Genomic DNA, 19,426 nt, shown 5'->3' on the forward strand with positions numbered 1-19,426 from the left:
CGTTACCTGCTTTACCTGTGAATGTGCACTTTTTGTTCTATTTTCAGCCCGTTTCTTTTGCCTTTCAGGGTAGAATCATTACATTGGGCCACATGACCATCGGACATGACGACATTCCCTTCTTTGACGAGGAGCCGGAGCATCTGGCGCCGCGCCGTTCTGCGCCGGATGCAGGCAGCATCGGCGGCGGCATTGCGGCCCGTGCCATGGCGGCGCGCGACAGCCACCGCCGGCCGGACTATCTCGCAGGCCTCAATCCGGAACAGACGGAAGCGGTGGAGACGCTCGACGGGCCCGTTCTGGTGCTTGCCGGCGCCGGAACCGGCAAGACGCGTGTGCTGACGACCCGCATCGCCCATATCCTCTCCACCAACCGCGCCTTCCCCAGCCAGATCCTCGCCGTCACCTTCACCAACAAGGCGGCGCGCGAGATGAAGGAGCGGGTCGCCCTGCTCGTCGGCGGCGCTGTCGAGGGCATGCCCTGGCTCGGCACCTTCCACTCGATCGGCGTCAAGCTTCTGCGCCGCCATGCAGAGCTGGTCGGCCTCTCTTCCAGCTTCACCATTCTCGATACCGACGACGTCATCCGCCTGATCAAGCAGCTGATCCAGGCAGAGGGCCTGGACGACAAGCGCTGGCCGGCCAAGCAATTCGCCGGCATGATCGACACGTGGAAGAACAAGGGTCTTGGCCCCGCCGAGATTCCCGAGGGCGATGCCCGCGCCTTTGCCAACGGCAAGGGCCGCGAACTCTATACCGCTTACCAGAACCGCCTGAAGACGCTGAACGCCTGCGACTTCGGCGACCTTTTGCTGCATCCGATCAATATGTTCCGGCAGAATCCTGACATATTGAAGGACTACCACCAGCGCTTTCGCTATATCCTCGTCGACGAGTATCAGGACACCAACACGGCGCAATATATGTGGCTGCGACTCCTGGCCCAACGGCCGAAGGGCGAGCTGCAGAATGTCTGCTGCGTCGGCGACGACGACCAGTCGATTTATGGCTGGCGCGGCGCGGAGGTGGACAATATCCTGCGCTTCGAAAAGGATTTTCCCGGCGCCAAGGTGATCAAGCTCGAGCGCAACTACCGCTCCACCGAGCACATCCTCGGTGCCGCCGCGCATCTGATCGCCCATAATGAGGGCCGGCTCGGCAAGACGCTGTTCACCGACCGTACCGACCCTGACGACATCAAGGTGCAGGTGCACGCCTCCTGGGATTCCGAGGAGGAAGCCCGCGCCATCGGCGAGGAGATCGAGCAGCTTCAGCGCAACAAACACAAGCTGAACGACATGGCGATCCTGGTGCGCGCCTCCTTCCAGATGCGCGAATTCGAAGACCGTTTCGTCACGCTCGGCCTGAACTATCGCGTCGTCGGTGGCCCTCGCTTCTACGAGCGCCTCGAAATCCGCGACGCCATGGCCTATTTCCGCCTGGTCTGCCAGCCGGCCGACGATCTCGCCTTCGAGCGCATCGTCAACACCCCAAAGCGCGGCCTCGGCGACACCACGGTGCGCGCGCTGCACGACTACGCCCGCGTGCGCGATATTCCGATGCTGGCGGCAGCGGCCGACATCATCGAGACCGACGAGATGAAGCCAAAGGCGCGCAAGGCGCTGTTCGACGTCGTGCAATCCTTCCGCCGCTGGCAGGGCCTGCTCGAAAATACGCCGCACACCGAACTTGCCGAACAGATCCTCGAAGAGTCCGGCTATACGGACATGTGGAAGAACGACAAATCGGCGGAAGCGCCCGGACGGCTTGAAAACCTGAAGGAACTCATCCGCTCGATGGACAGCTTCGAATCCATGCGCGGCTTCCTCGAACACGTCGCCCTCGTCATGGACGTCGAGCAGAACGAAAACCTCGATGCCGTCTCGATCATGACGCTGCACTCCGCCAAGGGCCTGGAATTCGACACCGTCTTCCTGCCCGGCTGGGAGGAAGGCCTTTTCCCTCATCAGCGCTCGCTCGACGAGAGCGGCCGCGCTGGCCTCGAGGAAGAACGCCGCCTCGCTTATGTCGGCCTCACCCGCGCCAAACACCGCTGCCACATCTGGTTCGTCTCCAACCGCCGCATCCACGGCCTATGGCAATCGACCATCCCGTCCCGCTTCCTCGACGAACTGCCGGTCACCCATGTCGAAGTCGCCGAAGTCGAGCAATCCTACGGCGGTTACGGCCGTGGCGGCTATGGCCAGTCGCGCTTCGACAAGGCCGAGCCCTTCGCCAATTCCTATTCCACCCCCGGCTGGAAACGCGCCCAGGCCAACAAGACCGATGCGACCCGCGACAACTGGGGCAGCCGCTCCGGCCACGCCGTCGAACGTATCGGCTACGGCGAAAGCGGCCCGAAAGTGCGCACCATCGACGGCGAGCTGGTGGCCAAGTCCACCTCCTCCGAACCCTCCAAATTCGCCATCGGCGACCGCGTCTTCCACATCAAGTTCGGCAATGGCAATGTGTCGGAGATCGAAGGCAACAAGCTGACGATCGAGTTCGACCGTGCCGGACAGAAACGTGTGCTGGATGGGTTTGTGGAGAGGGTTTGATTACCTAGATCATCTGGTTTGGGACCAGAGGGCGCACACGAATGCGAAGGCCTACGCGAATACAGAGCAAGGCCCCGGACGCACTGTAGGGCTCCCCATCTCCTAATACCCCCTCATCCTCGGGCTTGACGCGAGGATCCACGCACAAGCATTGCGATCGGACGCATTGTGCCCACTAGAACCACGGGCGCGTCACACACCCGGATTCGCATGGAAGTATGGGTGCACGCGGTTCGTCTGGTATGAAGATCACGCAGACATCGTTTCGGCCATAAAGCGGGAAAAGTCTCTGAGACGCTGGCATCGCCAATGGAAGATCGAGCTGATTGAGAAAATGAACCCCGATTGGCGCACCCTATATTATGAATTGTGGTAGACGCTCAATCAGCCGCCCGCCCCCAACATCCCAGCCCTGCAAAATCCGCATCGCTAGCAAGCTACCAATCCGGTCCTAATCGATTATATCGACTTTGGCGGCTTCGGGATTGCGCGTTTCCCGCGGTATCTCGGCAAGCCGCTGCCAGCCTGCATCTCGGCCCGTTCGGGCTCTCGCCCGGGCCGATCGTCGAAGCCTGGCAAAAACAAAAACCGAGGATAAAAAAGTGGCTGGCTCAGCAACAAGCTCTGCGCCCACCAGCGCCCGTGCATCCGCACACCAAGGCCAGGGCAGTTATCAATTCGCGCTTATCGCACTCACCTCACTCTTTTTCATGTGGGGCTTCATCACCTGCCTGAACGACATTCTGGTCCCGCACCTGAAGAGCGTCTTTCAGCTCAATTACACCCAGTCGATGCTGATCCAGTTCTGCTTCTTCGGCGCGTATTTCATCGTATCGCTGCCGGCCGGAGCGCTTGTGAAGCGCATCACCTATAAGTGGGGGATCGTCGCCGGCCTCGCTATTGCCGCCGTCGGCTGCGCGTTGTTCATTCCTGCCGCCAGCTATCGCGTCTATACCCTCTTCCTCGGCGCCCTCTTCGTGCTTGCCACCGGCATCACGATCCTGCAGGTCGCCGCCAACCCCTATGTCACCGTATTGGGACCTCCCGATACCGCCGCAAGCCGGCTGAACCTGACGCAGGCATTCAATTCGCTCGGCACAACGATTGCACCGCTCTTCGGCGCCATGCTGATCCTGTCAGCCGCAACCGTTGCCGCAACCAACGCCACACCGGAACAGATCGACGCCATGCGCCTTGCCGAGGCGGGTGCGGTGAAATTCCCCTATCTACTGCTTGCGGTGGCTTTCCTGGTGCTTGCCGCCATCTTTGCGGCGCTGAAGCTGCCCGAAGTCGAAGACGAGGAAACGGTCGAACCGATGCGCGGCGGCGGCTCGGCCTGGCAGTATCGCCATCTCGTGCTCGGCGCTGTTGGCATCTTCCTCTATGTCGGCGCCGAAGTCAGCGTCGGCAGCTTCCTCGTCAACTTCTTGAGCCAGCCTGACATCGCTCATCTCTCCGAGGCCGATGCCGCGCATTATGTCTCCTATTTCTGGGGCGGCGCCATGATCGGCCGCTTCATCGGCTCGCTGATCATGCGCCATATAGACGACGGCAAGGCACTTGCCTTCAATGCCGCTGCGGTCATCATCCTGCTCCTGGTCACCGTGCTCACGACCGGCCATGTCGCCATGTGGTCGGTGCTGGCAATCGGCCTGTTCAACTCCATCATGTTCCCGACGATCTTCAGCCTGGCGCTGCACGGTCTCGGCAAATATACGAGCCAGGGCTCCGGCATTCTGTGCCTGGCCATCGTCGGCGGCGCCATCCTGCCGATGATCCAGGGCGGACTTGCCGACACCATCGGCATCCATCTCGCCTTCCTGATGCCGATCATCTGCTACGTCTATATCGCCTTCTACGGCCTGAAGGGCCACAAGCCCGCGTAAACCTTTGCAAACCATTGCGCCTCGTCCGGTCCGCCGGCGGGGCGCAAAAGGCTTGATCCGAATCCCGTCGCTTGGCATCGTGCAGTGCAACAGAGACGGAAGGACAGGCCTCATGAAAGCACTGCTGCTCATCGACATCCAGAACGGCTTCTGCCCCGGCGGCAATCTTCCGGTGCCCGATGGCGATCAGGTGGTGCCTGTTGCCAACGCGCTCATCGATAGCGGCAGATACGACCTGGTTGTGGCATCGCAGGACTGGCATCCGGCCGGTCACGGCAGCTTTGCCTCGGCCCATCCCGGCAAGAAGCCTTTCGAAATGGGCATGCTCTCTGGCAAGCCGCAAATGATGTGGCCAGACCATTGCGTCCAGAATACCGAAGACGCCATGTTCCACCCCGATCTCAACGCCGACGGTATCGACTTCGTCCAGCAGAAGGGCCAGAATCCGGCCGTTGACAGCTATTCCGCCTTTCGCGACAACGATCAAGCGGCGCTCACCGGCCTTGCCGCACGTCTGCGCGCCGAAGGGGTGACTGAGCTCGATCTCTGCGGGCTGGCGACGGATTATTGCGTGAAGTTCTCAGCGCTCGACGCGGTCGAGATGCTGCCGGGTGTCACCGTTCGCTTCATTGAGGATGCGAGCCGCGGTATCGATCCGGCCGGCGTCAAGGCGGCGATCGACGAAATGCGCACGCGTGGCGTCGCCATTATCGGCAGCAAGGATGCGCTTGCGTAAAATCGCGACGGCCCGGCTAAACCTTCTCTAAAGAAAATGGTGCAAGCTGTTCCCGATCAATGAGATATCGGGATTTTTCGCGTGCAATCGATCATCATCAACGGGCGTTTTCTCGGCCAGCCTCTGTCCGGCGTACAGCGCTTTGCGCGCGAACTCACGCTGGCGCTCGACCGTAAGATCTCCGCCGGCAATGTACCCGCCGTATTAAAGGGTGCAAGCTGGCGGCTGGCCGTTCCGCGGCACACCCCAGTCGATCTTGGGCTTTCCGCCATAGTGATCGATTCCTTCGGCTCCGGCCCCGGCCATGTCTGGGAGCAGACGGCGCTGCTGGCGCGTTCGCGCGGCGGCCGGCTGATCGGCTTCGGCGGCAGCGGCCCTATCCTGCACCGCCGCCAGGCCGTCGTCATCCACGACGTAACGATCTTCCGGCACCCCAAATCCTTCAAGCGCAGCTACCGCCTGCTGCATGGCGCACTCGGCACGGTGCTAACCCGCACCGCCAAGATCGGCACGGTCTCGGAGTTTTCGCGCCAGGAGCTTGCCTCGGTCTTCCGCGTCTCGTCCGGCGGGATCGATGTCGTCTACAATGCCGTCGATCATTTCGCCGCGATCGAGCCGGATGAGACCATCGTCCAACGCCTCGGGCTGCAGACCAACGGTTTCTTCCTGCTCGTCGGCACGATGAAGCCGAACAAGAATCTCGATTTTGCCATGCGCGCTTTCGAGGCGCTCGGCGACGAAAGCCAGAAGCTCGTGGTCGTCGGCGGCACTGCGCCGACCGTGTTCAAATCGGATGGTCCGCAGTCGAGCGATCGCCTGCTCTTTCCGGGGCGGCTCAGCGATGCAGAGATCGCCGCGCTGCAGCGTCACGCCACCGCCTTTGTCTTTCCGAGCCTCTATGAAGGCTTCGGCATCCCGCCTCTCGAGGCCATGACGCAGGGCTGCCCGGTGCTCGCGGCCGATATTCCCGCCGTGCGCGAAGCCTCCGGCGACGCGGCGCTCTATTTCGATCCAACCAGACAGGCCGAGCTTATCACCGGCATGCGAAGGATCGCCGAGGACAGCGCCCTGCGAGAGAACCTGCGTCGACGCGGCCGAGAAAACGTCGCCCGCTTCTCCTGGGACCGCAGCGCCGATCGTGTACTCTCGATGCTGGAAGATCTTTGAGCGCGAAGAGCATTCCGGACGGAAAACCGCTACGCACTTTTCCTGGAAATGCTCTAGGACCGGGCTTTCGGCCGGAACATCGTAACGAAATAGCTGTAGAGCCCGAGCAGGCAGAAGAGCGCACCACCGATTACGCCCGCCGAGACCGATATCCAGAGTGAATAGGTGAAGCCCGCAGTCGCAAGCACCGGCACGGCGAGGCCGACGGCGGAGAGCAAGACCGGCTGCCAGACGAAATCGAAGGGCAGCGATATCAGCACCTTCACGCCGACCGCCATCGCAATCAGCGCCCCGATCATGCCCCCGGCCATCAGGGCCGCATCGCCAAAGGAGCCGAGATAGCCGCCCGCCAGTGTCCCGGCATTCAACAGCACGCAGTCGATCGCGGCGAGCAGGAAAATCGCCAGCAGCCGATGCTGCAGATGCGCCGGCGTCGGCAGCATGTTGAGTGTCAGGGCGCGGCACACCGCAAGGCCGGTCACGAAAGGCGCCGCCACGAGAAACTCGTTGCGCAGGCCGGCGGAAATGACGAATTGCCCGATGGGCTGCAACAGCGCGAAGATGCCGGCCGCCGTCATCAGAGTAAAGCCGGTCAACAGCGAGTAGTAGTCGCCGAGCTTCTTCCTGAAAGCCGGAGTTGCGCCCTCGCGATCATAGGCGGTAACCACATCCGGATATTGAATGGCTTGCAAGGCTGAAACGATCAGCACGAAAGGCCGTTGCAGCAGATCGAACGCCAACAGCGCGCCGGCAGCCCCCCCTGCGCCCAGCACCGACGTCAGGATCGACTTCAATGCCAGTGGCGCCAGAATGCCGATAACCGATGCACTGGCCGCGACGCTGCCATAGACGAAGTGCTTGCGGACCAGCGGCGGCTCGAAATGCGCCGCCTCGCGCAGGCTGTTGCGCGTGAGGAACCCAGCCCAGATACTGTAGGCGACATAGCCGGCCAGCAAGCCGGCGACCGTGCAGGTGAAATTCGGCGCAACGGCCGCACCGGCCAGCGTACCGACCGCAAGAATAGTGGCGCGCGAACCCTGGAGGCGCGAAAAGGCGCGAAACTCCTGGCGGAAGCGCAACATGGTGAGGTGGAGATCGCTGCCGCCCTGGAAGATAGCGACCATGCCACCGAACACGGCAATTTTGCCGGGAACCGAAAAGAAAATCGACGCAGATGCCGCCACCAGACAAATCGCGGCGCATACGGTGAATTCGATCGTCAGCGCGCTTCGCTCCAGGGCCTCGCTTCCGTGCGTCGACCCCGGATAGAAACGGCTGCAGGCAAAGCGGATCCATTCGAAACAGAAGATCGCCGCGAACTGGCTGATCGAGATGAAGAGCGAATAGGCAGCGTAATCAGCAGGAGCCAGCAGATGCGCGACCGCGATCAGCAGCCCGAAGGCCACCGCCGCCTGATAGAAATATGCCGCCAATGCCACGATCTTCGCCATGTGGGCAGCTAACAGCAAAAGATTGAGAAAAGCGCTAAGCTTGAGGGGAAGATTCGGAAATTGAGTGGCAAATGCCATTGATGACGACGTGACTGCAATCGCAACTTGGGGCCGCAAGCAGACATCTAGCTCGCCCGTGCTAAAGAACAGCCGTCATCACCAAAGAGTAGAGACGCCGTTTTGACGGAGCCTAAATTACTTGCAGGCGGCAACCCGCAAATACCCAAAGGCGAAGGCAATGGGCCTGTCCAGGCCTATATTGCGGCGATGCCCGGTTGGAAGCAGCACGTCGGACGCGCCATCGACGACGTCATCGAACGCACCATTCCCGGCGCAAGAAAAGCGGTCAAATGGAACACACCGTTATATGGCGTCGAAGGCCAAGGCTGGTTCCTTGGTTTTCATTGCTACGAGCGATATGTGAAAGTGACGTTCTTCCGCGGCGCATCGCTCGATCCGGTACCGCCGGGCCAGTCGAAGCAGAAGGATGTTCGCTACCTCGATATCCACGAGGATGACCTGATCGACGATAGCAGTCTTTCAGACTGGATCAGGCAAGCGAGCGCATTGCCTGGTGGAAGGCTCTAGAACCGCCCTTCTCATTCACCCTTGGCTTCGTTCCTCCATCGGATAGCTCTAGGTAAAGTCACAGACGATTGAACCCCAACGCCAGTGCACGGATTGCCGGCGATGCGCTCCGGAGCCATGGGGGCCGATTGGCATTGAATTGCCTTTTTGCACTGCACACGTTAGAAGAGCCGCCAAATTCAAGGGATGGAAACGGGCGGTGGGGGACAGCGCGGCCCGCGGAGGAGTGCCATTATGGAGATCGTCAATACGATAGCCGCCTTGCGCGAGCGCCTTGCTGCGCATCGCAGAGCCGGCAAGAGCGTCGGTCTGGTGCCGACCATGGGCTACCTGCATGCCGGCCATATGGAGCTGGTATCCCGCGCCAGGATGGAAAACGATATCGTTGTCACCTCGATCTTCGTCAATCCGTTGCAGTTCGGCGCCAACGAGGATCTGGCGAAATATCCGCGCGATCTTGAGCGCGACAGCGCCGTGCTGCGGGACGGCGGCGTCGATTTCCTCTTCGCGCCCGGCGTGACCGACATGTATCCCCGGCCGATGGAAGCGGTGGTTGACGTGCCGAACCTCGGTGCGGAGCTGGAAGGCGCGGTTCGCCCCGGTCACTTCGCCGGTGTCGCCACTGTCGTCACCAAGCTTTTCAATATTGTCCAGCCCGATAGCGCCTATTTCGGCGAAAAGGATTATCAGCAGGTGGCGATCATCCGCCGCATGGTCGAGGATCTGGCGCAGCCGGTCCGGGTTGTGCCGGTGCCGACCGTCCGCGATGCTGACGGATTGGCATTGTCCTCCCGCAACGTCTATCTCTCGCAAGAAGAGCGTGCCGCCGCTGTCATCGTACCGAAGGCATTGGCGGAAGCCGAAAGGCTCTACGATCTCGGCGCCGACGATCCCATCGCATTTGAGGAGGCCTTGCGCGCCTTCATCGAAAAGGAGCCGCTGGCAACTGCCGAAGTCGCCGCCGTTCGTCATCCCGATACGCTGGCGGAGCTGACGAAACTGCAGGGCCAGCCCGTGCTCGTCGCCCTCTTTGTACGCATCGGCACCACCCGCTTGCTCGACAACCGCGTAATCGGCCGCAAGCAGGCCGCCAGCGAAAAGGCCGCCTGAGATGAGCACTGTCGGACAAACCAAACGCATGACGCCCGCCGCCATCGAAGCGATGAAGGGCACGCGCCCGATCGTCAGCCTGACGGCCTATACGACGCCGATCGCCCGCCTGCTCGATCCGCATTGCGACCTGCTGCTGGTCGGCGATTCCCTAGGCATGGTGCTCTACGGCATGGAGACAACGGTCGGGGTGACGCTTGACATGATGATCGCGCACGGCCAGGGCGTCATGCGCGGCGTCAAGCATGCCTGCGTCATCGTCGACCTACCTTTCGGCTCGTATCAGGAATCGAAAGAACAGGCCTTTCGCAATGCCGCACGTATCCTCAAAGAGACCGGCTGCGATGGCGTGAAGCTGGAAGGCGGTGAGGAAATGGCTGATACGATCGCTTTCCTCACGGCCCGCGGCGTCCCCGTCTTCGGGCATGTTGGGCTGATGCCGCAGCAGGTGAACGCCACGGGCGGCTACCGCTCGCTCGGCCGCTCTGACAAGGAAGCCGACAAGATCCGGCGCGACGCCAAGGCGGTCGCCGATGCCGGCGCCTTCGCCGTCGTCGTCGAGGGCACGATCGAGCCGCTTGCCCGCGAGATCACCGCCTCGATCGGCATCCCCACCATCGGCATCGGCGCATCCCCCGCCTGCGACGGCCAGATCCTCGTCTCCGACGACATGCTCGGCCTCTTCAACGATTTCAAGCCGCGCTTCGTGAAGCATTTCGCGGAGCTGGCACCCGTCATTTCAAAGGCGGCGGAAACCTATGCGGAAGAAGTGAAGGCGCGGACGTTTCCCGGCCCGGAGCATACCTTCCAGCCAAAAAAATAGAGCCGGGTTCAACCCTTGGCTGGCTCCTTCTCCAGCAGGTAGATCGCCTCGCCGAAATCCTCCATCTTGCTCATCAGCGCGGCATGAGCATCCCGCAGGCCCTGATTGTAGTAATGGGGCCCAATCTCGGCGGTGAAGAAATCTAGCAGGAATTCGGCGGGCAGCGTGCCGAGCGTCTGGTCGAACTCGTCGGCGAAATAGCGCTGAAGGCGGGCGACCATGGCTGCCTTCTCTTCCTTGGCAAAAGTGATCTTCTTCATAGTCAACGCCTCCCATTTTGCGAACAAGCCCAATAAGATGGATCAAGGAAATCAATTCACCCATCAAGTAAATTGAATTGCCGCCTCTTCGCGCGCAGCTTACAGCTCCGCCATTGAACAGCGCGCGGGAGCGGACACGCAAGGGGTGCAATCATATTTGTGATCCGCGCCCGGGGATGCAAATCCACTGTCCGGGATTACGTGCCGGGTTTTCCATGAAGGACAGAGCGGACCATGAGTCGCGCGGAATTTCTTGACGGGTTGAAGGGTGGCATCCCCGTCGGCCTTGCAGCAGCGCCCTTCGGCGCCTTGTTTGGCGCCTTGGCGCGCGATCAGGGCATGTCGCTCGGCGAATTGACCCTGATGAGCGGCACCGTTTATGCCGGTGCCAGCCAGATGGTGGGGCTGGATCTCTTCGGCCACAACGTCCAGGCTTGGCTCATAGTGCTGTCGATCCTGGCAGTGAACTTCCGCCACGTGCTCTATTCGGCGGCGATTGCCCGCTATATCAGGCATTTCTCGGCGGTCGAAAAATTCTTCACCTTCTTCCTGCTGGTCGATCCGCAATTCGCCGAGACGGTCAAGCGTCATGAAAGCGGCAAGCCCGTAACTTTCGCCTGGTATTTCGGCTTTGCGGCAATGGTTTATGTTCCCTGGGTACTGGTGAGCCTTGCCGGCGGTTCGCTCGGCAGTCTCATCGGCGATCCGAAATCCATCGGCCTCGATATCCTGCTGCCGATCTATTTCCTCGGAATCGTCATAGGCTTTCGCAAGCGCGATAACTTCCTGCCCGTCGTGGTGGCCAGCGCCGCGGCTTCGGCCCTCGCCTATCGCTATGTCGGCTCGCCCTGGCATGTCAGCATCGGAGCGCTCGCCGGCGTCGCCATCGCCGCTATTCTGCCGCCGGTGAAAGCAAATCGTAAGCCCGACCTCGTTCACGAAAACCACGAGGTCTGACCATGCTCGACTTCAATTCGCATATGGTCCTGCTGATCCTGGCTGCAGCCGTGGTGACCTTCTTGACGCGCATCGGCGGCTACATCCTCATCGTCAAGATGACCCGCATCCCGCCGCGCGTCGAGGCGGCGCTGAATGCGGTGCCCGCTGCAGTGCTGACGACCCTCGTCGCACCGGCCTTCTTCATCGGCGGCTGGGATACAAGGGTGGCACTATTCGCGGCCCTTCTGGTGGGCTTGCGCTATCCGCCGACATTCATGTTGATCGTAGGCTGGATCGTCGTGATGGCCTGGCGGCATTTCATCGGCGCTTGAAATGCCCGCAGCCGATCCCGCCCCTCACACGAGAGGCGGGATGGCATGGTCTCAATGGCTGAGTTCGAGCGTCGCGTTCTCCAGCCAGGCCCGGATATCCGCATCATGGATCAGCGGCATCAGCGCTTCACGAGTCTTGGTATGATAGTCGTTCAGCCAGTGCAGCTCTTCATGCGTCAACAGTTCCACAAGGACCAGGCTGCGGTCGATCGGGCAGAAGGTCAGCGTCTCGAAACCCAGCATCGGCATATCGCCGCCTTCGATCTCCTCCGGATCGCGAATGTAGATCAGGTTTTCGATGCGGATGCCGAAATGGCCGGGGCGGTAGTAGCCGGGCTCGTTCGAGAGAATCATGCCGGGCAACAGTTCCTGCGTCGATAGCCGCGAGATGCGCTGCGGCCCCTCATGCACCGAGAGATAGGAACCGACGCCATGGCCGGTGCCGTGGGCAAAATCGACGCCGGCTTTCCAGAGCGCGATGCGCGCCAGCGGGTCGAGATCGCAGCCGCGCGTGCCCTTCGGGAAGCGCGCCGTGCTGATCGCGATCATTCCCTTCAAAACCAGCGTGAAAAGGCGCTTCTGTTCTTCGGGGACGGTGCCGACTCCGACCGTGCGGGTAATATCGGTGGTGCCGTTGATATACTGGGCGCCTGAATCGATCAGGAACAGCTCGCCGGCTTGAATCAGCCGGTCGCTCGCCGTCGTGACGCGATAATGCATGATCGCGGCATGCTCGCCGGCGCCCGAGATCGTATCGAAGGAAATGTCCTTCAGCGGGTTCTGCATGCTTTCGCCGACACGGGCGCGGCAGGCTTCCAGCCGTTCGGCGGCAGCGATTTCCGTCACGGTGCCCGGCTTGGTGGTTTCCAGCCAGTAGAGGAATTCCACCATGGCGGCGCCGTCCTGCAGATGGGCTGCCGCGGATCCGTTGATCTCAGCGGCATTCTTGCAGGCGCGCGGCAGCTTGGCGGGATCATTCCCCTCGACGACCTCGCCACCCTCGCGGCGGATGATATCGGTGAGCGCATAGGAAGCGAGGTCCGGATCGACCAGGATGCGCCCACCATTCGCAGCCGCGAGAGCCAGCCGCTTGGCGAGGTCAAACGGCGGCAGCTGCTTGCAGATCTGCGCCAGGTAGGCCTCGGCCTCGACCTTGGTCTTGCGCTTGTCGAGGAAGAGCTCGGCCTCGGCCTCGGCATAGATGATGGCGCGTGCCAGCGGATGCGGTGTGTGCGGCACGTCGCTGCCGCGAATGTTGAAGATCCAGGCAACCGAGGACGGATCGGTGATCAAGGCCGCCTTGAGGTTCTTTTCCTTCAGACTGGCTGCGATCGTCGCCAGCTTGTCTCTCGCCAATATGCCGGCCTGGCCAATATCCTGAATGATGACGCCGCCGAGCGGTTCGTCGGGCCGGTCGCTCCAGAGCCGGTCCAGCGGATTGTGGGGCAGGAAAACCAACTTGCCGTCGATTTCGCCCAGCGCCTTCTCCAGCCGCCGCACTTCGGCGCCCGTATGCAGCCACGGATCGATGCCGAGCCGGAATCCCTTCTTTGCATTGCGCGGCAGCCAGACATGCGGCGGCTCGTTCACCAGGTCGCCGCCGGTAAAGACGGTGCGATCCACCTGCTCGGCGAGCTGCGTCACATAACGACCGTCCACGAAAACCACGGCTTGGCTGTGTGTCACAAGTGCAACACCCGCCGACCCAGTAAAGCCTGTGAGCCATGCCAGACGCTCCGAGCAGCTGGGCACGTACTCGCCTTGATACTCATCGGCACGAGGCACGAGGAAGCCGTCAATGCCGAGATCGCCGAAGGCGTTGCGCAATCCGGCGACACGTTCGCGGCCGAATTGCGGGGTGGAGGTGACGTCGAAAGACTGAAACATGGCTTGATCCGAGACTGATGGGAATCCGTGAAACTGAGTGCTGCCAGTATGTTAGAGCATGATTGTCGGAAGTGCGACGTGATTTTCGGCTGCGGGCGAAAACTGTCGGCTGGGCGGCAAATCGAGCCCGCAGCATCGCAGGTCTCGAACCTGGCCCGTTAACGAATCCGCCCATTTCATGAGCATCGCTGGTCAATTATGACATCTTCACGGCATGCAATATGCATATGACGCATGGCTCCCATGAGGCGTACCCCCTGCCACGCAAGCGGGCGAGTCGCTATATCCAGCGCATCGAACGGGGCTCACAACGAGCCCAACCAAAAAGGACTAAAAACAATGCCTATCTCCCGCTCTGCATATGTTAGCCCGGCGCTGGCTGGCGAGCGTCGCACCGTACGCCACTCCGTCGGCTCGCTTCGTCAGCTTGAAGTCGAAACGTCCAGGGCAATCGGCACAAGCCGTGGCGATCGCCACTAAGAGTTCATGAGCTACGCGTTCTAATTCGGTTGTGGTCCGGTTCTCCTCCTCCCTCCCCGGATCATGATCAGAACGGTAGAGCCCGCTTGAGCACTCCTCCACACGCTCGCGGGTAAGATCGGTCTAGGCCGATCCAAGGCGGTGCCTCGGCACCGCCTTTTTTTATTTTCTCTCGTCGGAAACAGGATTACGGAAAAGCGACCGGCTCAAGGCCGGTCGAGATGGATGGTGACCCAGCCGTTGCGCCAGATGGTGCGCACATGGCGCAGCTTCGCACCATTATAAGCAGCAAGAACCTTCCAGCGCTGTTCGGCGAGAATGCCGGAAAGAACGACCGAGCCGCCCGGCGCCAGATGGGCCACAAGTTGCGGCGCCATCTTGATCAGCGGACGCGCAAGAATATTGGCGATGATCAGATCGAACGGCCCATGACGCGAAAAGGCCGTGGAATGAAAGCCCGGCGCAGTCTCGAGCGCGATGCCTGAGGAAATGCCGTTGCGGCGCACATTTTCGCGCGCGACACGCACGGCGACCGGATCGATGTCGGTGGCAAGAACCGGAATATTGCGCAGCTTGCGCACCCCGATCGCCAGCACGCCGCTGCCGGTGCCGAGGTCGAGGGCATTGCGCACACGCCGGCTGGCGAGAACCTTCTCGATCGTCTCCAGGCAACCCGCCGTCGTGCCGTGATGGCCGGTACCAAACGCTTGGCCGGCATCGATCTCGATGGCGATGTCGCTCGAGCCAATCTTGTCGCGGTCGTGCGAACCGTGCACCAGAAAGCGCCCGGCGCGAACCGGCTTCAATCCCTCCAGCGACTTGGCGATCCAATCGACATCAGGAATGATTTCCTTTTCGACGGCAAGCTCGGGAAAGGTCGGCTTCAGCAAGGCGGCAAAGCGAGCGCGCACGTCGTCTTCGTCATCCGCGTAGAGATAGATCGAGGTTTCCCAGATGTCCCTCTTCTCGTCGATCTCGCTGGTAGCGATCGGCAACTCTTCGTCTTCGAACACCGGCGTCATCAGATCGAGGATCTGCTCTGCCTTCTTCTCGGTCGTCGTCACATAAAGGCGGATTTCACTCAACTCGTCGCTCTTTCTCGTTCTTACTCGGCCCAATCGATCCAAGGCGGCTTTGGCGTATCGTAACCGGCTACACTCCGAAGCAGGGCCAGCCGGGCCGGGCCGAATCGCAGGAGTAGCGGTGCCAACAGATTGCGCGCCTCAATGGCCAGCGGATTTATCATGGTGATCAGTCGCGTCAGGCCATAGGTCTGCTTCAACACCTGCTTCACGGCGGGAATTCTCAGCGCCGAATACTCCTGTTCTCGCCCTTCCGCAATGAGCCAGCCAAGCCAGCAGGCATCTTCGATGCCGAGGTTCATGCCGCGCGCGCCGGCTGGCGAATGAATGTGGGCAGCATCACCGGCCAGAAACACATTGCCCTTCGCCATCGGCTCGACATGGCGAAAGTGAATGCGGAACTGCGAGGCCCAGGTCTTCTCGGCAACCTTGGCCGGATGAACGATGCGGCTTTCGAAACCCTCCAGCGTCGAAATATAGCGTATGACATCGGCAGCGACAGGCAGGCGTCCGATCATGCCTGGATCGAAGAGCGAGATCTCGGCGACATGCGTATCGACCGGATCTTCGTAGCGGAAATCCGCGAGATAGAAATAGGCCTCCAGCGCCTCCCCGGGGAAACCGGCACCCAGCGCCTTGCGCACGACAGAATGCGCACCATCGGCACCGACGAGGATATCCGGCCGAACCGTTTCCATCGCGCCGTCGGCATGCCTGAGCGTAACCTCCGGCTTCCTCAAATCGGCCACCTCGCCCGCGACAACAGCCGTTTGCCATTCCGGCGCAATGCCGTGGGCCGAAAGCGCCTCGATCAGCAAGCGTTCGGTGCGGCCCTGCGCCAAAGCATGAACGGCGCTGAAACGACCGTTCACCTGCCGGGTATCCAGCTCGATGAGAGTTTTCTCTCCCGAACGAACACGAAAATGTTCGATGGGTTGAGCGGTGGCGATGATGCGTTCACCGACGCCGCAGGCGGAAAGCAGCGTCAGCGTGCGTGCATTGACACCAAGAGCTCGGCTCTCCTCGGCGGGTGTCGGGCCAGTGCCGTCATCGATGATGCGCGGCGCGAAGCCGCGTCGGGCAAGCTCAAGCGCGGCGGTTAAGCCGACAGGCCCCGCCCCGGCAATCAGGATGGATCTGGATTTCGCTTGGCCGCCAACCCCGTCGCCCATCTTGGCCCCTATCCCTTCTTGATCAGGTTCTCCAGCTTCTTCACCGCCACGTCCGGATCCTCCTGGTAGGCAATGGTTCCGGCAAAACCGCCGGCCGAATCCAGCAGGAAAACCGAGGCGGTGTGATCCATGGTATAATCGCCGCTCGGTTGCTTTTCGTCCACCGGCACCTTCTTGGCATAGACACGGAACCCCTTGACCATGTCCATCACCTTCGAGGGATCGCCCGAAATGCCGGTAATCCGCTTGGATACGTTGGAAACATACTGGTCCATGATTTGAGGCGTATCGCGCTCGGGATCGACAGTCACGAAATAGGCATTGAGCTTGGTGCCATCGGGATCGACCTTCTGCAGCCAACCGTCCAGTTCGAACAGGGTCGTCGGGCAGACATCCGGGCAATGCGTATAGCCGAAGAACACGGCCGAAGGCTTACCGCGAAACGCCTGATCGCTGATTGGCTGGCCACTCTGCGAGACGAGCGTGAAAGGCACGCCGTAAGGCCCCGCCGCTGCCGCCTCCGGCGCCCTGCCATTTCCGAAGCTCAGCCAGCCCAATATCCCGGCCACGATCAACACGGCCACCCAGACACCAATTCGCACGCTTTTCATGACTGCAATTCCTTGATCGGCCCCCACCGTCCATCCCGCCTGAAAAATGGCGAAGGAAGGTCCTCCAGCCGGTGTAACGGCTCGTCGTGGAGGACGCAATTCAACAAGACGTTTTGACGGAGCCGAAATCGTCGCAGCAGGGGGCCGCTAAGTCTCAAGCGTCCTCCCGGCTCTTCCTTGCCGTTTCGGGTAGACCGCGGCGAAATCTGCCTGTGTGTTAAACCAATCCTAACCTGTCCGCGCCAACATCAACCACAAAAGCAAGACTCGACTTCGCCGGCCGCAGGCAAAGCGCGGCAGACCGATTTCTTTCAGAAGGGCATGACGCCCGCCGGATCAGCCAGGCGTTTTCCGCCGAAGCCACCGGATGCTGCCGCTGCCCAAGCCGCTCCAGCCGATCCCTCTTTTTCAATCGCTAGCGTCGCGTGCCGCCGACGCCAAACGGGAAGTCCTCAATCATGACGAACGCCATCAAACAATCGGGCGCCTACCTGGAAATCGTCTCCTTCCATCTCGGCGATCAGGAGTTTTGCATCGATATCATGGCCATCCGCGAAATCCGCGGATGGGCGCCGGTAACGCCCATGCCGCATACGCCGCCTTACGTGCTCGGCCTCATCAACCTGCGCGGTGCCGTCATCCCCGTCATCGACATGGCCTGCCGCCTCGGTATGAAAATGACCGAGCCATCCGAGCGCTCGGCGATCATCGTCACCGACATAGCTGGAAAACTCGTTGGCCTCCTGGTCGAACAGGTCTCCGACATGATGACCATCAAGAGCGAAGATCTGCAGCCGGCGCCGGAGATCATCCCGGAAACACAGCGCGCCTTCTGCCGCGGCATCGTGGCGCTGGAAAAGAGCATGGTCTGCTTCCTCAACCTCGATACCATCATCGCCGATCAACTGGCGCAGGCAGCCTGATCTCAACACATTGCCGCAAAAGAGAATCGCCCTGGGGCCAAGGCTCCAGGGCGATCGTTTTTGTTCGACCGGCGTTGGCAGGGGTGTAGCCAATGCGCCAGCCATGCAGGCCGTGAACAGACGGAAGCATCGCTTCACTGTTCGTCTTCAAAATTGCATCAAAAAGATGCAATCCGAAAGCAACTAGAAGGAATTCGACAACCAAAGAGTATGACTTTTTTTGGTAATAACCCTCTAACGGTTGTCGATGTGGTATTCTGATAGCTTATTTGGGTTTCCCGTTCTTCCAGCTAACATTCTGACCGAACAGCGGTATTGTCGAAATCGTCATCTTGGCCGAGCCGTCCGTCAATTGCCGCGAATGGATGAGATAGACCAGCGTATCGTTCTTCTTGTCGTAGATTCGGGTCACGACCAGCTTCTTCCAGATAAGCGACAATCCGGCGCGAAACACTTCCTCGCCACTCTGGGACAGATTGATATCGCCGATCTCGATCGGGCCGGTCTGGCGGCAGGCGATGGAGTTGTTGGAAGGATCCTCGAACCAGTTGCCCTTGCGCAATCGGTCTATGACGCTGCGGTCGAAATAGGTGACGTGGCAGGTGACACCGGAGACCCCCGGATCAGACACGGCATCGACCAGAATATCATTGCCTGTCCAATCCACTCCCACCTTGCCGACGACTTCGGCAGAGGCGGAAACAGGAGCCAAAGCCAGGAAAGACGCGGCAATGGCGGCACAGAATTTCGGTGAACTCATCGGTCATCCTCCAATATCAGCCGCGGAGCTAGAGCGGCATCGCTAAGGTAAGAGTGCCGGTGAGCTATGCAAGAGAAGGCCGCCAATGCCACTGCCTACGAACGACCGCTCAGCGATGGGCGCCGACGGCAGCTCCCATCGCGAGGCGCCATCGCCAGGGCGACAGCGCCTCAAACCACGTCGAGAGCATTTGGCTTCATTTGCTTTCGATCGCGACCCCGCCCGTCTCCAACAGAGACTTGAGGTTGGACAATATCTTCGGCCAGCCGCCGGAGACCGCCTCGATGAACTTGGAATTCTCAAGCTCGATCGTATGGGTGACCGTCAGTTTCACCGCACCGTCGGCCGGCTCAAGCTCCATCACGCAGCGCGACCAGCCCTCGGCTTTCAGCTCCGGCCTGAACTCGTTGCGCCATCTGATGGCAAGACGTCGTGGCGGCTCGAACTCGGCGATTTCGCCCATATCGGCGATACGGCCATCGGGAAAGAGCATCTTCCATGGCGAGCCGACCTTCCAGTCGGTCTCGTGCGTCATGTCGAACCAATACTGCCTGATGAATTCGGGCGTGGTAAGCGCCGACCAGAGTTTCTCCGGCGCAGTGCGGATGAAGGTGACGTAGACGAACTTGCTTCCAGTCATGTCATTTCTCCTTGTTTCAAT

General features: G+C 60.8%; 19 protein-coding genes. 11 read left to right on the forward strand and 8 right to left on the reverse strand.

What is annotated here, in order from left to right:
* Positions 1 to 92: 92 nt before the first annotated feature.
* The 5 genes from GA0061101_RS16095 to GA0061101_RS16115 all read left to right on the forward strand — a co-directional run bounded on the left by GA0061101_RS16095 (position 93) and on the right by GA0061101_RS16115 (position 6,347).
* Positions 93 to 2,558, forward strand: a complete 2,466-nt coding sequence (locus tag GA0061101_RS16095; protein ID WP_092574200.1) for an ATP-dependent helicase — start codon at positions 93 to 95, stop codon at positions 2,556 to 2,558.
* Between the two features lie 136 nt (positions 2,559 to 2,694).
* Positions 2,695 to 2,934 carry a GIY-YIG nuclease family protein gene (locus GA0061101_RS40095; protein ID WP_425350000.1) on the forward strand — a complete coding sequence of 80 codons (240 nt, stop codon included), beginning with the start codon at positions 2,695 to 2,697 and terminating at the stop codon, positions 2,932 to 2,934.
* A 226-nt stretch (positions 2,935 to 3,160) separates the two neighbouring features.
* Positions 3,161 to 4,444: a sugar MFS transporter gene (locus GA0061101_RS16105; protein WP_037202695.1), complete on the forward strand. Its 1,284-nt coding sequence runs from the start codon at positions 3,161 to 3,163 to the stop codon at positions 4,442 to 4,444.
* Positions 4,445 to 4,556: 112 nt separating this feature from the next.
* Entirely contained in the window at positions 4,557 to 5,180 is a 624-nt protein-coding gene (gene pncA, locus GA0061101_RS16110) for a bifunctional nicotinamidase/pyrazinamidase (protein ID WP_092574137.1), read from the forward strand.
* Positions 5,181 to 5,261: 81 nt separating this feature from the next.
* Positions 5,262 to 6,347 (forward strand): glycosyltransferase family 4 protein, encoded by a 1,086-nt coding sequence (locus GA0061101_RS16115; protein WP_092574139.1) that lies wholly within the window; start codon positions 5,262 to 5,264, stop codon positions 6,345 to 6,347.
* Positions 6,348 to 6,400: 53 nt separating this feature from the next.
* Here the strand turns inward: GA0061101_RS16115 and GA0061101_RS16120 are convergent, their stop codons facing one another.
* Positions 6,401 to 7,798 carry a hypothetical protein gene (locus GA0061101_RS16120; protein ID WP_047558052.1) on the reverse strand — a complete coding sequence of 466 codons (1,398 nt, stop codon included), beginning with the start codon at positions 7,796 to 7,798 and terminating at the stop codon, positions 6,401 to 6,403.
* A gap of 180 nt (positions 7,799 to 7,978) precedes the next feature.
* Between GA0061101_RS16120 and GA0061101_RS16125 the strand changes: the two genes are divergently transcribed.
* From GA0061101_RS16125 to panB, 3 genes are all read left to right on the forward strand, one after another.
* The gene (locus tag GA0061101_RS16125; protein WP_047558054.1) at positions 7,979 to 8,386 is read left to right on the forward strand and encodes a DUF1801 domain-containing protein; all 408 of its coding nucleotides are present in this window, start codon (positions 7,979 to 7,981) and stop codon (positions 8,384 to 8,386) included.
* A 234-nt stretch (positions 8,387 to 8,620) separates the two neighbouring features.
* Positions 8,621 to 9,496, forward strand: a complete 876-nt coding sequence (gene panC / locus GA0061101_RS16130; protein WP_047558057.1) for a pantoate--beta-alanine ligase — start codon at positions 8,621 to 8,623, stop codon at positions 9,494 to 9,496.
* A gap of 1 nt (position 9,497) precedes the next feature.
* Positions 9,498 to 10,319 carry a 3-methyl-2-oxobutanoate hydroxymethyltransferase gene (gene panB / locus GA0061101_RS16135; RefSeq protein WP_092574141.1) on the forward strand — a complete coding sequence of 274 codons (822 nt, stop codon included), beginning with the start codon at positions 9,498 to 9,500 and terminating at the stop codon, positions 10,317 to 10,319.
* Positions 10,320 to 10,327: 8 nt separating this feature from the next.
* Here panB and GA0061101_RS16140 read toward each other — a convergent pair whose 3' ends face one another.
* Positions 10,328 to 10,579 (reverse strand): DUF2164 domain-containing protein, encoded by a 252-nt coding sequence (locus GA0061101_RS16140; protein ID WP_092574143.1) that lies wholly within the window; start codon positions 10,577 to 10,579, stop codon positions 10,328 to 10,330.
* A gap of 234 nt (positions 10,580 to 10,813) precedes the next feature.
* Here GA0061101_RS16140 and GA0061101_RS16145 point away from each other — a divergent pair, with 234 nt between their 5' ends.
* Together GA0061101_RS16145 and GA0061101_RS16150 are read left to right on the forward strand one after the other, a co-directional pair.
* The gene (locus tag GA0061101_RS16145) at positions 10,814 to 11,536 is read left to right on the forward strand and encodes an AzlC family ABC transporter permease (protein WP_047639877.1); all 723 of its coding nucleotides are present in this window, start codon (positions 10,814 to 10,816) and stop codon (positions 11,534 to 11,536) included.
* Between the two features lie 2 nt (positions 11,537 to 11,538).
* On the forward strand, positions 11,539 to 11,850 hold the full coding sequence (locus GA0061101_RS16150; RefSeq protein WP_037202703.1) for an AzlD family protein: 312 nt from the start codon (positions 11,539 to 11,541) through the stop codon (positions 11,848 to 11,850).
* 51 nt (positions 11,851 to 11,901) lie between these two features.
* Here GA0061101_RS16150 and GA0061101_RS16155 read toward each other — a convergent pair whose 3' ends face one another.
* The 4 genes from GA0061101_RS16155 to GA0061101_RS16170 form a co-directional block, all read right to left on the reverse strand.
* Positions 11,902 to 13,737: an aminopeptidase P family protein gene (locus GA0061101_RS16155; RefSeq protein ID WP_092574145.1), complete on the reverse strand. Its 1,836-nt coding sequence runs from the start codon at positions 13,735 to 13,737 to the stop codon at positions 11,902 to 11,904.
* A 686-nt stretch (positions 13,738 to 14,423) separates the two neighbouring features.
* Positions 14,424 to 15,302 carry a 50S ribosomal protein L11 methyltransferase gene (locus GA0061101_RS16160; RefSeq protein WP_037202705.1) on the reverse strand — a complete coding sequence of 293 codons (879 nt, stop codon included), beginning with the start codon at positions 15,300 to 15,302 and terminating at the stop codon, positions 14,424 to 14,426.
* 20 nt (positions 15,303 to 15,322) lie between these two features.
* Complete coding sequence (locus GA0061101_RS16165; protein ID WP_092574147.1) at positions 15,323 to 16,471, reverse strand: FAD-dependent oxidoreductase; 1,149 nt, start codon at positions 16,469 to 16,471, stop codon at positions 15,323 to 15,325.
* Between the two features lie 8 nt (positions 16,472 to 16,479).
* The gene (locus tag GA0061101_RS16170) at positions 16,480 to 17,082 is read right to left on the reverse strand and encodes an SCO family protein (protein ID WP_092574149.1); all 603 of its coding nucleotides are present in this window, start codon (positions 17,080 to 17,082) and stop codon (positions 16,480 to 16,482) included.
* Positions 17,083 to 17,540: 458 nt separating this feature from the next.
* Here GA0061101_RS16170 and GA0061101_RS16175 point away from each other — a divergent pair, with 458 nt between their 5' ends.
* Entirely contained in the window at positions 17,541 to 18,005 is a 465-nt protein-coding gene (locus tag GA0061101_RS16175; protein WP_034504287.1) for a chemotaxis protein CheW, read from the forward strand.
* Between the two features lie 265 nt (positions 18,006 to 18,270).
* Here the strand turns inward: GA0061101_RS16175 and GA0061101_RS16180 are convergent, their stop codons facing one another.
* Together GA0061101_RS16180 and GA0061101_RS16185 are read right to left on the reverse strand one after the other, a co-directional pair.
* Positions 18,271 to 18,765, reverse strand: a complete 495-nt coding sequence (locus GA0061101_RS16180; RefSeq protein WP_092574151.1) for a CreA family protein — start codon at positions 18,763 to 18,765, stop codon at positions 18,271 to 18,273.
* A 196-nt stretch (positions 18,766 to 18,961) separates the two neighbouring features.
* Entirely contained in the window at positions 18,962 to 19,405 is a 444-nt protein-coding gene (locus tag GA0061101_RS16185) for an SRPBCC family protein (protein WP_037202708.1), read from the reverse strand.
* Between the last annotated feature and the right edge of the window lie 21 nt (positions 19,406 to 19,426).

The sequence above is a fragment of the Martinezella lusitana genome (genome assembly GCF_900094565.1).
GTDB lineage: Bacteria > Pseudomonadota > Alphaproteobacteria > Rhizobiales > Rhizobiaceae > Rhizobium > Rhizobium lusitanum.